Annotated in this window: 17 protein-coding genes; all 17 read right to left on the reverse strand. The window is 44.8% G+C overall.

What is annotated here, in order from left to right:
- Positions 1-9: 9 nt before the first annotated feature.
- Positions 10-849, reverse strand: a complete 840-nt coding sequence (locus G9U52_RS02650) for a heptaprenyl diphosphate synthase component 1 (RefSeq protein WP_243767088.1) — start codon at positions 847-849, stop codon at positions 10-12.
- Between the two features lie 184 nt (positions 850-1033).
- Complete coding sequence (locus tag G9U52_RS02655) at positions 1034-1564, reverse strand: hypothetical protein (RefSeq protein WP_166145720.1); 531 nt, start codon at positions 1562-1564, stop codon at positions 1034-1036.
- Positions 1565-1671: 107 nt separating this feature from the next.
- On the reverse strand, positions 1672-1899 hold the full coding sequence (gene mtrB / locus G9U52_RS02660; protein WP_166145723.1) for a trp RNA-binding attenuation protein MtrB: 228 nt from the start codon (positions 1897-1899) through the stop codon (positions 1672-1674).
- Between the two features lie 115 nt (positions 1900-2014).
- The gene (locus G9U52_RS02665) at positions 2015-2938 is read right to left on the reverse strand and encodes a phosphatase PAP2 family protein (RefSeq protein ID WP_166145726.1); all 924 of its coding nucleotides are present in this window, start codon (positions 2936-2938) and stop codon (positions 2015-2017) included.
- A 224-nt stretch (positions 2939-3162) separates the two neighbouring features.
- On the reverse strand, positions 3163-3438 hold the full coding sequence (gene hbs / locus G9U52_RS02670) for a non-specific DNA-binding protein Hbs (protein WP_166145729.1): 276 nt from the start codon (positions 3436-3438) through the stop codon (positions 3163-3165).
- 191 nt (positions 3439-3629) lie between these two features.
- The gene (gene spoIVA / locus G9U52_RS02675) at positions 3630-5108 is read right to left on the reverse strand and encodes a stage IV sporulation protein A (RefSeq protein ID WP_166145732.1); all 1479 of its coding nucleotides are present in this window, start codon (positions 5106-5108) and stop codon (positions 3630-3632) included.
- A gap of 267 nt (positions 5109-5375) precedes the next feature.
- Positions 5376-6119, reverse strand: coding sequence for a YphF family lipoprotein (locus G9U52_RS02680; RefSeq protein WP_166145735.1), 744 nt, complete (start codon positions 6117-6119; stop codon positions 5376-5378).
- A complete protein-coding gene (locus G9U52_RS02685; RefSeq protein ID WP_166145738.1) occupies positions 6113-6457 on the reverse strand; it encodes a 2Fe-2S iron-sulfur cluster-binding protein in 345 nt (114 codons plus the stop codon). The genes G9U52_RS02680 and G9U52_RS02685 overlap by 7 nt, the downstream gene beginning before the upstream one ends.
- Positions 6458-6476: 19 nt before the next feature.
- Positions 6477-7094, reverse strand: a complete 618-nt coding sequence (locus tag G9U52_RS02690; RefSeq protein ID WP_166145741.1) for a nucleotidyltransferase domain-containing protein — start codon at positions 7092-7094, stop codon at positions 6477-6479.
- Between the two features lie 48 nt (positions 7095-7142).
- Positions 7143-7436, reverse strand: coding sequence for a 2Fe-2S iron-sulfur cluster-binding protein (locus tag G9U52_RS02695; protein WP_166145744.1), 294 nt, complete (start codon positions 7434-7436; stop codon positions 7143-7145).
- Between the two features lie 19 nt (positions 7437-7455).
- Complete coding sequence (locus tag G9U52_RS02700; RefSeq protein WP_166145747.1) at positions 7456-7635, reverse strand: DUF2768 family protein; 180 nt, start codon at positions 7633-7635, stop codon at positions 7456-7458.
- A gap of 176 nt (positions 7636-7811) precedes the next feature.
- On the reverse strand, positions 7812-8087 hold the full coding sequence (locus tag G9U52_RS02705; protein ID WP_166145750.1) for a stage VI sporulation protein F: 276 nt from the start codon (positions 8085-8087) through the stop codon (positions 7812-7814).
- A 136-nt stretch (positions 8088-8223) separates the two neighbouring features.
- Positions 8224-9249, reverse strand: a complete 1026-nt coding sequence (locus G9U52_RS02710) for an NAD(P)H-dependent glycerol-3-phosphate dehydrogenase (protein WP_166145753.1) — start codon at positions 9247-9249, stop codon at positions 8224-8226.
- Positions 9250-9263: 14 nt separating this feature from the next.
- Positions 9264-9857: a glycerol-3-phosphate 1-O-acyltransferase PlsY gene (plsY, locus tag G9U52_RS02715; protein WP_311764795.1), complete on the reverse strand. Its 594-nt coding sequence runs from the start codon at positions 9855-9857 to the stop codon at positions 9264-9266.
- Between the two features lie 12 nt (positions 9858-9869).
- Positions 9870-11192 (reverse strand): ribosome biogenesis GTPase Der, encoded by a 1323-nt coding sequence (gene der, locus G9U52_RS02720; protein WP_166145756.1) that lies wholly within the window; start codon positions 11190-11192, stop codon positions 9870-9872.
- Between the two features lie 112 nt (positions 11193-11304).
- Entirely contained in the window at positions 11305-11952 is a 648-nt protein-coding gene (locus G9U52_RS02725; RefSeq protein ID WP_166145759.1) for a hypothetical protein, read from the reverse strand.
- Positions 11953-12078: 126 nt separating this feature from the next.
- The gene (gene fni, locus G9U52_RS02730) at positions 12079-13176 is read right to left on the reverse strand and encodes a type 2 isopentenyl-diphosphate Delta-isomerase (protein ID WP_166145762.1); all 1098 of its coding nucleotides are present in this window, start codon (positions 13174-13176) and stop codon (positions 12079-12081) included.
- Positions 13177-13193 lie beyond the last annotated feature (17 nt).

Consider the following 13193-nt stretch of genomic DNA (forward strand, 5'->3'; position numbering starts at 1 on the left):
GGGTTCACCTCAAATTTCTTCTAGCGCCTTTGGTGTAGAGAGATAGAGAACAAACGGCTCTCCAATCGACAAAAGCTCCTTGCTGAATTCTTGTAGATCCAGATTGTGTAGCTTCTCCTGAAGCTGCCGTGATGTAGCCAGAAGCATTTGGTACAGCTGGGCTGAGATTTTATATTTCATCCAAAGCGAGCGTAATTTCCCTTGGTCAGGCTCCTCTACCTGCATCAGCTTCCGTTCTTCCTTAGAGGTGTGCTGCAACAAGTACCAGAAGCTCCAGCTATCAAGAATCGGCTGCTCCTTCTCCATACGTCCAACCTCCTGCAACAGAAGCTCACCTTGTGTGAATAAACGCAAAATCTCAGGCCAAATTCTATCCATAGGCGACTGCATGAACGGCGTGAAAGCAAGATAGAGCTGCATCCTGACCTCGATAGATTGCTTCAAGTATTCGTCAGCAGGCATCTTTAATGTTTTCATTGTCTCATACAGGGTTAACTTTAACCGATTCGCCTCACATATGGCTTCAGCAAGTGCGCCAATAAGCTGGATGTGTCCAGATTTAGCTAGAAGGCTGTAGAAGCAAGCGCTAAAATAATCGCCAGCCAAAACCTTGATCTGCCTGGATCTTGCCGTTCTTATATCCTTGGCCTCGTTGGTAATACTAACTGAATCATGCGTTTCAAGCCCCACCTGTACCAAGCTGGTTACCAGGCTGAATAACTCACTGTTTTCCTGCATGGTATTACTCTGGTTAAGAAATGCATATAAAATCCGTGTACGGATCTCAGGAAATTGGGGTAGCTCCGTATACTTCTGTATCATGTCATAATTCATATATTTAGTAGCCATTTCTGGTATCCGATAACCATTCATCATTTGCCTCCGAACCGGTAAGAGAACATCTCTTGATCATAATCCAAACTATTATAGCACAATCAAAGTCTTGACGCACAACCAATGTCTCGACGAATCCTCCTCCACTAATAGGAGAGTAAAGGCCACGACAAAAATCAGCTTAACCTGCAATTATATTTCAGTTTATTAATTCGAATTTCTCTTGCCAATTTCTTGTGTAGGTTACACGGAAATGCTTTTGCAAGTAGGTTTCTAGCTCTTGTTGGTCATCTACGCTAAAGCTGCTTTCAAGCTTTGGCACCATTTGCTCACGCCTTGCATCAGAAGCCATAAGCAAGGAAGCGCTCCCCCCCGCTTGCTTGGAACCATCCAATACTCTAATAAGCACTTGATTAATATTGGAGGAGCGATTAACCATCACCTGGCTTATGGCATATACATCCTTGGCAATCTCCAAGCGATCTGTTGATGGCGTGGTGAATAAATCAATCGAAACAATAGCACGGCTGACTTCAACCTTGCGAATCCGAAGATGCAGCTGTGTTTTACTTAACACATCCACGATATTCATTTCAGATATAGGTTCTGCTCGAGCCAAGTTAAACACAGGTGAATTCCAGCCATCCTCGAGCTGTGGCAATACGGAGAGCGAGAGCGCAATTACAGTGGACAGCATTGAAGTGATAAGAAGTCGGACTAACCATCTCATTGGACAATTCCCCCTTGGCTTTACCCTTCCATACGCGAACCGAAGAGACCTTACCACTATCAGTGTACAACAAAAAAAAGCAGGCTATGCCTGCACAAGCTAATTAATTAGACCTCAGTGTCCATAACTCCATGCTTGGTCATAACAACAGCCTTGCCTCTGATCTTTACCGCAGATGTATGGGCAGTAAATTGGGCAATCATAATCTCGCCCTTGTCGAGCTTTTCAGTATGATGAAACTTCGTATCCTGTCCACGAGTCAACCCTATTACCTGTACACCATTTTCCTTCGCTTTAATGACGAAATAATCATCATGATTTTGGTTGGTATCCATCCTTATCTTCCTTCCTGTCCTTGCTTGCTTACTATGTATGATGCAGAAAATTTCCATGATTGTCAACTGGTTGGCATGTGCGAAATCAGGATATGTAAGGCAGCAATGACTGCCCCTAGGCAGCCATTGTATCTTTATATACTTTTTTTTGTTTGCTGTTGTAATAGCTTTTGAGTCTGTCCGGCAGCCAATTGGACGCTATACGTATAACAAGATCGGCAAGCTTGACAGTACCATAAGCAAAAGCCATACCTGCAAATACATCCAACACCCAATGGATTTGTAGATACATCGTCGAGATAATAATTAAAGAGCAGTAAGTAACCATCATATATTTGAAAATCCGATCCTTCTCACGAAGGGATACCAAAAGCATAGCAAAAGCGATCGAGGTATGCATACTTGGAAAACAGTTCATTACATACAAGGTGAGGTCACCCTCGGTTGCAAAAACACGTCCTAACAAATCAGGCTGCCCTTTCACATACCAAACCTCACGAAGCATAATTAAATTATAAAAGGGCAGGATCAATGGAAATTGCATGATATGACCGGATAACGCATAGGAAAACATTTTCTTTATGCTTCGGGTCCAAAAGCTGCGGACGATACAAAGCCATAGCGATAGCACGAATCCGTAATTATATACCCACACCATCGCTGCATCCAAAGCAGGGGTATTAAAGGCTCTTGCCCATGCGGCATCATTATAAGGAATGCTATTCATCGCAACATCCCATTCCCATGGATGACGATTATTTTCAAACATCCAGTTCGCAATGTTCCACCACAAGTCATTGCCAGAACCGTAAAAATAATAAAATAAGTACAACAGAGGCAATCCAAATATAAAAAAACGTTTCCATTCCACATCAACTTGATCTTGTCGAACACCGAGCAAGCATATCAACAATAGCATCCAGCAAGCTGTGCTCCAATTCCCTCCTACCCCAATCTGCCAAATCAAGTAAATGGACGCAATGATTCCATAATGCGACCAATCGAGGGATTCCAACCATCCCTTTACGCGGATATACATGGTCTAATTTCCCCTCCTGCTAAACTTCTTACCCTATATATAATCCCTAGTTAGTATAGCAAAAGTTGCGCGAGCTTGCTTCATCAAATATTAACATAAAAGCAGGTCCTTCTCAAATTATTACAAAGAAAAAGGAACACCCTAATCATTGGATGATTAGGGTGTTCCATGCATACTTTCAGCTCATACATTTCGTATATGAAGAAAAGAGTATGTAGGAAATATTATGATTGAATTCCGTCTTTCAAAGCTTTACCTGGTTTGAAAGCAGGGATTTTGCTTGAAGGAATTTCGATTTCTTCTCCAGTTTGCGGGTTACGTCCTTTACGAGCGGAACGTTCACGAACTTCAAAGTTTCCAAATCCTACCAGTTGTACTTTATCTCCACCTTGCAGGGCTTCGGAGATTGCTTCGAAAACAGCCTCAACTGCTTTAGTTGCATCCTTTTTGGAAAGCTCAGATGTTTCGGCTACCTTTGTAATCAATTCAGATTTATTCATGCCATTCACCTCCTCCCAAAAAAAATTTATACCATTACATTCTTTGTTAACTGAAATGTTCAAAAGTATACATCGAAAATTACGGAAAGCGAACAAATCAAGATTATATTAATACACTGACCGCGCTTTTTCAAGTACAAACAAAAAAATGCACTCATTTCGAGGGCATTTTTCCACAAATATTAGGTTAATTATAAGATAATGGCAATTAATCCGCCGGAACCCTCATTAATTATGCGACCTAATGTCTCTTGCAGCTTGTAGCGGGCATTGTCCGGCATCATCGCTAACTTGCCTTGAATTCCCTCTCGCACAATAGAGTGGAGCGATCTGCCGAATATATCGGACTCCCAAATTTTCAAGGGATTGTCCTCAAAATCCTGCATTAAATACCGCACTAATTCCTCACTTTGCTTTTCCGTACCGATAATTGGGGAAAATTCTGATTCCACATCTACACGTATCATATGGATGGATGGCGCTGTAGCCTTCAATCTCACTCCAAATCTGGAGCCTTGACGTATCAGTTCCGGTTCATCCAATACCATATCCGCAAGCGTCGGTGGGGCGATTCCATAACCTGTTGTTTTCACCATCTCCAACGCCTCTGCGAAATGGTCATATTCCCTTTTGGCATGGCTGAATTCCTGCATCATTTGCAGCAGATGGTCTTTGCCACGGATTTCAACGCCTACCACTTCCATCAAAATACGGTCATAAAGCTCATCCGGGGCATAAAGATCGATTTCAGCCACACCCTGCCCCATATTCATACTGGCTAGAGCGGCTCTATCAATAAATTCATAAGCTTCGAATTGGCCAACAACCCGATCGACGTCCCGCAGTCTCCGGATATCCTGGACGGTTTCCCTGACCGAATTCTCAAAGTGCGAGCGTAACCAATGGTTATCCTGCAACACCATCACCCAGCTAGGGAGGTTAACATTCACTTCATGTACGGGAAATTCGTAGAGCACCTCACGAAGTACGGATATCATATCGTCTTCATTCATATTCGCTACACTCATCGAAACCACAGGAATATCATGGGTAGCCTGCAGCTCACTTCTTAATTCCTGGGCGATCTCGCCATTGGGCTTGGTCGAATTCACAATGACAATAAAAGGCTTCCCTACTTCTTTAAGCTCATTAATGATACGCGCTTCAGCATCCACGTATGAGGAACGTGGAATCTCCGCAATCGAGCCATCCGTCGTTATAACAACACCTAAGGTCGCATGCTCCTGAATGACCTTTCTTGTGCCAATCTCTGCCGCTTCCTGAAAGGGTATCGCTTCATCAAACCAAGGAGTGTTAATCATTCTTGGTCCATTTTCATCCTCGTAGCCTTTGGCTCCCTCAATGACATAGCCCACACAATCAACTAAACGTATGTTCACGTTTAGCCCTTCTGCTACATGCAATTGAACAGCGGTATTCGGCACGAATTTCGGTTCCGTCGTCATTATCGTGCGTCCTGCTGCACTTTGTGGCAATTCATCCGTTGCCCTAGTTCGATCTGACTCGTTCAGTATGTTGGGCAGCACCACGGATTCCATAAATCGCTTGATAAACGTTGACTTCCCCGTACGGACCGCTCCAACGACCCCCAGGTAAATATCCCCGCCAGTACGCTCTGCAATGTCTTTAAAGATATCCACTTTTTCCAATGAGAATCCCTCCTACAGGTGGTTTAAAGCGAAACTCGTACATATGATTTCAGATTACTATACTATATGTACAAGCCAGCCAATTATGATAAATTGTTTCCTCGGCTATTTGTAATCACTCCCTGCTCATGACGGCATACCGAGCCGCAGCATCATCTCTTTGAGAATATATGAACAGGAGGTATTTAATATGCTGCTGCTCTATAAAAAAAGCCCCTAGCTCCATGAATCTCATGGGCTAGGGGCATTGGAGACGGCATAGCTGCTTTACATAGGCACTCCCATAACTGGCGTAGGTTGTCCATTCAACCAATGGTACGCGTACGAGCGGGCAGGGACAAAAAATGCTTCCTTGACTAAAAGCTGCCTTAAATCCTGCTTGTCATTTAATTGGCTTTGCAGTGATTTTTTATCGATCAACCGCATGATTTCTTCTGCATAGTCGATTGCCACTTGCCCCTCTTCATTCATCAGAAGAGGTAGCTGCACTTGCCGCGTATACATGCTCTGTACCACCAGCGGCTTTTTGTTCATTTTGACAAAGTCCAATCGGTAAAATGAAGGTGCCACAGCTTCGCCTTTAGGAATTTGCCCATTGTTTTTGGCTTTGTAGGCATCTACAAGCTTCTGCGCCTCGACAGTTTGCTGGAATGAAGCCAGATCCATCATTTTTACAGCAGGCTTTGTCTCCACATCGACCAGCATATAGACGACACTGCCTCCGCTCTCAAAGGCATTAGCCGGGACATTGCTAATCAGTGCCCGTTCCTTTAGCTTTTTGAATTCGATCGGATATTTTTCGAAAATAGGTGTCGTTTCTTCACTGTTTTTTATCGGCAGCACACCGGTCTTTGCCTGATACTGGTCAATGGCATTTTGCACAACCACTATATATTCACTTGTGGCGATCTGATTTTCCTTACGCATATCCTGTGGATACATACAGCCCGCTAACGCTAAGCACATCAGGCATAGCACCAGTATCCTTGCAGCCTGTTTCCCTACTACCATAAGCCATCATCCTCCCGCTCTGCCTCTAGCTGCTTGCGTATAGCCGCTTTTAGCGGATCCTCAGGCAGCATTACCGTCACATCGGCAATGGCTTTGGCTTGGCAGGCAAGCCGGTAGCCTTGCTCATCCATGCCCCCAAGCTTAAGACGCTCATTCTGGTTCATAGGAGCAAGAGCAGTTTGGTCAGGCACATGGACTTTGCACATCAGACAAGCGGCTTTGCCATCGCATCTAGTACGAATATGCACCCTTGCTTTGCGGGAAGCTTCCAATATCGTCATCCCAGGCCTCACCTGGATCGATTTATTGTCGGGTAAAAACGTGATATGGACGCCCATCGTATGATTCACTCCTTCTTCATGCTTGTCTGTTTTCCGACAGCAGAAGTTTGTTGAGCTCTTGAATAATAGCTTCACTGAACATATTACGCTCCAGCAATGCTTCCAGAGCCTTAGAAATCTTAGAGCTTCGACTTCTCATTACCGCTGCAATAGCCTCATAACGATCGGGCCGGTTACGCAGCAAATTAAAAAGAAGCTCATGCTCAAGTGGCATTAAACGAAGCACATGTTTATTTGTGGCAGGGCTATCCTCTAAAAATAGCTTATAAATCTGGCTGTATTGCTCACTTAAAAAGTCTACTTCCACATTATACAAGCAGCCGTTTGTGTTCACTTCAAACCCTCCGACTAATTCCACGTTGGTTCCGGCAACCGAGTAGTGGCTTAGAATCGAACGGTATATGGCTGTACGGTCTTCCAGCTGCTGATCTGTGGAATATGCAGATAAGGCATAATGAAGCTCCTGTGCACCCTCTGAATCGACATATAGATCTAAATCTTGGGGAGCCGCTGTGAGCGGGACACCTTGGAGCAGCAAACCGCAGCTTCCGCCCACTAACCATGACGCTTTAACATCCTTTAAAAGAACCACTACCTGCCTAAGCGCAATGGAGAGCGCTTCCCATCCATGCATCTATACTCCTCCTGCCATCTATCCTTTATCCGTCTTTATCCTACCGGATTAGAAATAAGGCTTGTGCGTTATGGTTATGACCCCATCTTGTTGAACCTGCAATTGGCAGCCAAGACGGTAGCCAGCTTCGATTTCCTCCGGCTCTAGCCGATCTAGCTCAGCATCTGTTGGAGCCTTTAGATATTCACTACCCTCTTTAACAAGGCAGCGGCAGCGGGCACAGGAGCCCCGCGTGCAAGCGAAGCCCCAATCCACTTCATGTTTAAGCGCCAAATCCAAGACCGTTAAGCCACTTTCCCATTCTATCTGCTTTTGTACTTTACGCCCGTTAAGCAAGATCATAACAGCTTTAAACCCCCGTTCACAAAATAGATACAATCATGTATAACAAAATCGGTACAAACATTAAAAAAGCAATGATGGAAAGAATCATGCGTATGGCCCCTTTAGTGCGGCTTCTTGCATATGAAATCAAGAAAGACGCCCCTGCCATAAGGCCGATGGCAACGAACGATGCCCACATTTTATCCATTGAACTCATTAATATACGGCTCCTTGTCATCTTAAATAGGGTGAAATATGACCTATTATACCATAGTTCATATGGCAAAAGTGACACCAAGCCGTGAAGCACAGGTGACATCCTTAATGTTACTAAGCTGCAGCTATAAAAAAAACACAAGCTTCCCAAGATGGGAGCGCCTGTGCCATGTAAAATTATTTTTTGGTCAACATCTTTACCATCTGCTCCATATTGCTTGGACTTACCTTGCTGTTCTTGATCGCATGGATCAATTCGTTAACCGTTGCTTCCGAAACCGGTACGTTAGCCAAGCTAGATACTTGCTTGATCAGCTGCTTGAGTTGAGCCTCACTTTGCATGGTTGAAGGCTTGACACCACTGGCCAGCTTACTTATATCTTTTTCGCTAATATTTTTACCGGTTTTTTTCTTAACGGCATTAAGCACGTCCTTGGATATATCTTTGGCCATTGTTGCCCCTCCTTCGAGCTTTCGCAGAAAGCTCACTTCGGAATCAGTCCACTAGGAATGATTCTAAAGTATTTTATGAAGGAGGGATCCGCACGGTGTAGGCGGTGGTCTAATGCTTTAATAATGATTGAACCAGCTAGTCCAACGAGTCCAGTTCCGAAATTTCATCCTTGCGCCCACGACCCATCAGGTCTTCCACAGCAGCCCTAGGCGCCTTACCATTAAACAACACCTCATATAGCTGGTCAGCAATAGGCATAGAGGCTTCGTACTGACGGGAGAGCTTGTAGGCAGCTTGTGTTGTCTTCACGCCTTCTACAACCATCCCCATCTCCTTCAGCACGATAGGCAACGACTTGCCTTGTGCCAGCAAAAAACCTGCACGCCAATTACGGCTGTGCTTGCTCGTGCAAGTAACCACGAGGTCGCCAATGCCCGCAAGCCCAGCAAAGGTAAGCGGATTCCCGCCCATCGCCATTCCAAGCCGCGTGATCTCGGCCAGCCCTCTAGTTAATAAGGCCGCTTTGGCATTGTCTCCAAACTCAAGGCCGTCGGTCAAGCCTGCACTAAGCGCGATAATATTTTTCAGTGCTCCACTAACCTCAACACCGATAACGTCGGGATTCGTATAGACGCGAAAATAAGCATTGATCAGCAAATCCTGGGCAGCTTCAGCAGCAGCACTATTCTCCGAGGCAACAACAACCGTTGTCGGGCATTGTTTAATCACTTCCTCAGCGTGGCTGGGTCCCGATAAAACGACGATCGATGACGCGTCATACTCAGGCAATTCATCGGCCAGCACGGTGCTCATCCGTTTCAAGCTATCAGCTTCAAAACCTTTGGTTGCATGGATAAGCAGCGTATCCTTGGATAAAAATGGGCGCATTTGCGCGGCTACCTCCCTCATTGCCGCAGAAGGTGCCACAACAATTACCGCCTCAGCTAGATGCAAGGCTTGTTCCATCGAAGTAGTTGCATAAATAAGCGGGGAAAGCTCCATGTTGCCGAGAAACCTGTGGTTACGATGCTCCCGGTTAATTTCAGCTACTTGCTCCTCATTGCGCGACCACAAGGTAACGTCACGTTTATTTTCGGCAAGTACGGTGGCAATGGCTGTACCCCAGCTTCCGGCAACAAGCACAGATACTTTACTTGGCATAGAGCCACCTCCGTCTATTTTTTTGCTCCGAGTTTATTTTCTTGGCCCTTCAGCAATTTCACAATATTACTACGATGGCGGTACCAAGCAAATACGAACATGGCTAAACTTAACACGATAATTTCCGTGGGGCGTCCCATCGACCAAATAAGAATCGGTAAGAGAGCGGTTAACACGAGAGAGCCCAAGGAAACATACCGGGTGATTGCGATAATGAGAATAGCGACAATAATAGCAATCAGGACAGGAAGAAAAGCCAACGTAATCATAACGCCAATCGTCGTAGCAATACCTTTACCGCCGCGGAACCCAAAAAATATCGGCCAATTATGCCCAAAAATCACGGCCACCCCGCAAAGCACCAGCAGCAACGAGCTGCCGTCACCAAGCCAACTGCCGAGCATGACGGCAATAACTCCCTTTAGCGCATCGAGGAGCAATACCGTGACTCCAGGGCCAACACCAAGCACCCTAAGCGTATTGGTAGCTCCTGCATTGCCGCTACCATGGTTACGAATGTCGATGCCCTTCAGTAGCTTTCCAGCTAAATAACTAAAACTGATTGATCCCAACAAATAGCTAATCAGGATGGGGATGACAAACCACACCGAGCATCTCTCCTATTCATCATCCGATTTTTTTCGTGAAAATAGCCTCATCGGCGTTCCAACAAATCCGAAAGCAGCCCGAATTTTATTTTCCAGGTAACGTTCATAAGAGAAATGCATCATTTCCGGATCATTTACGAATAAGACGAATGTCGGGGGCTTCACCGTAACTTGAGTTGCATAATTGATCCTAAGTCTTCTGCCCTTATCGGTTGGAGGTGGATTGATCGCAACCGCATCGGAAATGACATCATTTAATACATGGGTTTGAATCCGCAATGTGTGCTGCTCAGCAACCTGAATAACAACGGGAAGCAATTTATGTATCCGTTGCTTGGTTTTGGCTGATAAAAACACGATTGGTGCATAAGACATAAACAAGAAGTGGTCACGAATTTTCTGTGTGAAATCCTTCATTGTTTTTTCGTCCTTCTCCACTACATCCCATTTGTTGACCACGAAGATCGCTGCTTTGCCAGCCTCATGTGCATAGCCTGCAATATGCTTATCTTGGTCAATGATGCCTTCCTCGCCGTTGATCAGTACTAGAGCTACGTCGGCTCTTTCTATAGCCTTCATGGCACGCATTACGCTGTATTTTTCTGTATTTTCGTAAACCTTGCCCCGTTTTCGCATACCCGCTGTATCGATAATGACATATTTTTGCCCATCACGTTCAAAAGGGGTATCGATTGCATCCCGGGTAGTACCTGCCACTGCACTCACAATGACTCGGTCTTCTCCCAAAATCGCATTAACCAGAGAGGATTTTCCGACATTAGGACGGCCAATTAAAGCCACACGGATTACATCTTCACCGTATTCCTCTTCTACATTTTCCGGGAAGCTTTCCACTACTGCATCTAGCAAGTCGCCTAATCCGGTACCATGAGAACCAGAAATCCCATAAGGTGTTCCAAACCCTAAGCTGAAAAATTCATAGATATCATCCTGGCGTTTAATGTTATCGATTTTGTTAACAGCCAAAACAATCGGCTTCTTCGCACGAAACAATAGCTCGGCTACCTCCGAATCCGCAGAGGTGACTCCCGCTTTGCCATCGACCATAAAAATGATTACATCCGCTTCTTCAATAGCAAGCTCAGCTTGAGCCCGAACGGATTTCAGCAGCTCATTCACACCTTCTATTTCAATACCACCGGTATCTATGACACTGAAATCATGGTCTAGCCATTCTCCAACTCCATATAAACGATCACGGGTAACTCCGGGCATATCTTCCACAATCGCAATCCTGTCTCCAACAATGCGATTAAAAATTGTCGATTTACCAACATTTGGCCTTCCGACAATGGCTACTATAGGTCTTGCCACTAGACTTCATTCCTTTCCTGGGTGAAGCAAAATTCGCAACTCAAAAATTCCACAACCTACATCATAGCACCTAGATCCAACGAAATCAACGAAATTTACTAGCTTGCCTATTCTATTCCTTGTTTCCTAGCTTGTTTTTCAAGCTTAATTTAATTATAGCTGTAACGAAGGCCAGGCTTTGCTTTCCAGCCAAAAAAATCCCCCTCATGACCATAGACAGACCTCTAGTTATAAAGACATTCAACCACCAACGGTCCAAAAGCTTAAGTGAACCCAATTCCATGCCGGTATGCTTTTGGTGAATATATAAATAAAAAAACTCGCCCAAGCTCAGACCTACCGTAAGCATGGCAATTTGTACTGAAGGCAATTTAAGGGTCATTACAACTAATAAGCCAACCACCAATGCCATAGTTAATTCCAAGCTTCCCAAAACCAAGGAAGAGAACAGATATACCGTTTCTTGCATAAAAAATGACAACGACCCGACCAATATTCCCACAGAGATCACATGCAGCTTATTGACAAGCCTATCAAGCTTCCATAAAACCAGCCCTGCATACCCTAATAAAATAAGGAGCCAAAGTGAAACCCTTCCACCCGGCACCGTTACAAACAAAGGGATCCCGATAAGGAAGGAGACAAAAAAAAGAAGTATCACTCTTGAAGTCATACCTCTCATTAAAATATCTTTCCAGCCGCTTGCAAATAAAATTAAAGAAATGACCATCAGTAACCATGATAAATAACCTGGATTCATTGGATCCCACCTAAGAGTTTTGCTTGCAAAACTTACTTCTTTAGCATTTGCTGAGTTTTGTTTGCAAAACTTACCTTATTAGCATTTGCTTCGTCGCTCATGCACTTAGTATGGCTATCCAATGAACTATTTATGAAAACCTGTTCGCTTTGCATAACTGGTACTATCAATCCCTCTAGCCCCACACCAAGCAGCGGTGTCGCCCGTAATAACAATGGGTGTATTCCAGAGCTTTTCAATCGTTGATGCGCCTAACGCAGTCATTAACAGCTTTAATTGTTGATGCATCTCATCGATATGTACTAGCAAAGCAGCCGTACCCTGCTCCCTAAGCACACGCAGAAAGGCTCCAGCTACACCCACCGCGGAAGCTCCTAAAGTAAGTGCTTTACAAGCCTCCAAGCTCCCCCGGATGCCTCCCGAGCCAATTATCGCTAGCTTGAGGTCAGAAGATATTGCTTTTGAATTAGCGCTCCGAATAGGTATAGCATCCATAACCTCTAACAAGGCAATCGAGGTTTTGCAGCCCCAGTCATTTAGCCAATTCATTTGTACATCCCGACGTGCATTCTCAATTGCAGCAAAATTCGTTCCACCAAACCCGCCAACATCAATAACGGTAACCCCCGCTTGCATTAAAGCAGCTGCACCTTCACGTGACATTCCGAAGCCCACTTCCTTCACAATGACAGGAATCTGAAGATGCTGGACAATTATATGTATCCGTTCTAGCATTCCCGTAAAGTCACGATCCCCTTCAGGCATAATTAATTCCTGCATCACATTTAAGTGGATCTGCAAGCCATCCGCTTGAATCATCTCGGCAGCCAGTTCTGCCTGCTCTAATGTAGCTTCACTGCCCAAATTGCCAAAAATAATACCTTTAGGATTTATTTTACGTACAATTTGGTAGCTTGGAGCTACTTCCTTATTTTTAATTGCGGACATTTGCGAGCCAACTGCCATTGCCAAGCCACATTCTCTAGCTGCAATTGCCAGCTCTCTATTAATTTCCTCCGTCTCCGCAGCCCCACCGGTCATCGCATTAATAACAATCGGCGAACTCAATTTGAGTTCGCCGATCTGAGTGTGTAATGAGATTAGCCTTAATGAAGTTTCCGGAAGACAGTTTGGAATCAGCTTGATGTCAGAAAAACCTTGATCTCCGCTTTGACCAAGCTGCAGAGCATGATGCACATGCTCCAACTTTCTCGGAATACGCATCGTGGCTCCTCATCTCC

The organism is Paenibacillus agricola, assembly GCF_011440305.1.
GTDB classification, from domain to species: Bacteria; Bacillota; Bacilli; order Paenibacillales; family NBRC-103111; genus Paenibacillus_S; species Paenibacillus_S agricola.

What these genes read in the sequence shown, in the direction of transcription:
- G9U52_RS02650 (WP_243767088.1), bottom strand. Translation starts at nt 849, where the DNA reads ATGGCTACTAAATATATGAATTATGACATGATACAGAAGTATACGGAG.
- G9U52_RS02655 (WP_166145720.1), bottom strand. Translation starts at nt 1,564, where the DNA reads ATGAGATGGTTAGTCCGACTTCTTATCACTTCAATGCTGTCCACTGTA.
- mtrB (WP_166145723.1), bottom strand. Translation starts at nt 1,899, where the DNA reads ATGGATACCAACCAAAATCATGATGATTATTTCGTCATTAAAGCGAAG.
- G9U52_RS02665 (WP_166145726.1), bottom strand. Translation starts at nt 2,938, where the DNA reads ATGTATATCCGCGTAAAGGGATGGTTGGAATCCCTCGATTGGTCGCAT.
- hbs (WP_166145729.1), bottom strand. Translation starts at nt 3,438, where the DNA reads ATGAATAAATCTGAATTGATTACAAAGGTAGCCGAAACATCTGAGCTT.
- G9U52_RS02680 (WP_166145735.1), bottom strand. Translation starts at nt 6,119, where the DNA reads ATGGTAGTAGGGAAACAGGCTGCAAGGATACTGGTGCTATGCCTGATG.
- G9U52_RS02685 (WP_166145738.1), bottom strand. Translation starts at nt 6,457, where the DNA reads ATGGGCGTCCATATCACGTTTTTACCCGACAATAAATCGATCCAGGTG.
- G9U52_RS02690 (WP_166145741.1), bottom strand. Translation starts at nt 7,094, where the DNA reads ATGCATGGATGGGAAGCGCTCTCCATTGCGCTTAGGCAGGTAGTGGTT.
- G9U52_RS02695 (WP_166145744.1), bottom strand. Translation starts at nt 7,436, where the DNA reads ATGATCTTGCTTAACGGGCGTAAAGTACAAAAGCAGATAGAATGGGAA.
- G9U52_RS02700 (WP_166145747.1), bottom strand. Translation starts at nt 7,635, where the DNA reads ATGAGTTCAATGGATAAAATGTGGGCATCGTTCGTTGCCATCGGCCTT.
- G9U52_RS02705 (WP_166145750.1), bottom strand. Translation starts at nt 8,087, where the DNA reads ATGGCCAAAGATATATCCAAGGACGTGCTTAATGCCGTTAAGAAAAAA.
- G9U52_RS02710 (WP_166145753.1), bottom strand. Translation starts at nt 9,249, where the DNA reads ATGCCAAGTAAAGTATCTGTGCTTGTTGCCGGAAGCTGGGGTACAGCC.
- G9U52_RS02725 (WP_166145759.1), bottom strand. Translation starts at nt 11,952, where the DNA reads ATGAATCCAGGTTATTTATCATGGTTACTGATGGTCATTTCTTTAATT.
- fni (WP_166145762.1), bottom strand. Translation starts at nt 13,176, where the DNA reads ATGCGTATTCCGAGAAAGTTGGAGCATGTGCATCATGCTCTGCAGCTT.